Below are 593 nucleotides of genomic sequence, written 5' to 3' on the forward strand. Positions count from 1 at the left end.
CCCAGTTTTGCTGCCTGGCGATCTCTACAGGGTCGTCAGGCAGTTGCGTGTGGAGGTATAGCCACCAGTCGCAGGCGATGCGTTGTTGTTCGTCGTGCAGTCCTCGGTGGGCGTGCATGAGTTTCTTTATTTGTGAGTTCACCCCGCCTTCTAGCTTGTTGGTCGTGCGTTCCAACCGTTGGCCTTGTTTAGCTTTGGTGAGGTAGGCAAAGAGGTGGCCTTGTTGGCTCATTTTCTTTAGCTGCAGGTAGATTCCGCGGTGGGTGTAGTGGGTGTACCACCATTTTTTGTTGCGGCGTTTGGCTTTTGGAATCTGGTCGAAGGGGACGTCTTTGACGTAGGTTCTGGCTTTGAGTTGGGTGCTAAATACGGTGCCGAACTGTTGTAGTTTTACGGTCCATTCGGCTGCTTCATCCAGGTTGTCAACGGCGAGCAGTTCAAAGGAAAGCCGTTGTAATGCTTTACCCATCGGCGTGAGGTTACCCTCGAGTAGTGGACACCCTATTTGTGCGGATCTTGTGTCCGTAGGAGAGGATGTTCATTGTGAGTCAACAGCGCAAGAAATACACGCCGGAGTACCGGCGTGAAGCCGC

At 53.0% G+C, this 593-nt stretch carries 1 pseudogene; it reads right to left on the reverse strand.

Annotation, left to right across the window (positions count from 1 at the left end):
* Positions 1-469, reverse strand: a pseudogene (locus tag MHY08_RS11625) (transposase); the annotation flags it as partial.
* Between the last annotated feature and the right edge of the window lie 124 nt (positions 470-593).

The sequence above is a fragment of the Corynebacterium sp. ACRPJ genome (assembly GCF_022347345.1).
GTDB classification, from domain to species: Bacteria; Actinomycetota; Actinomycetes; order Mycobacteriales; family Mycobacteriaceae; genus Corynebacterium; species Corynebacterium tuberculostearicum_D.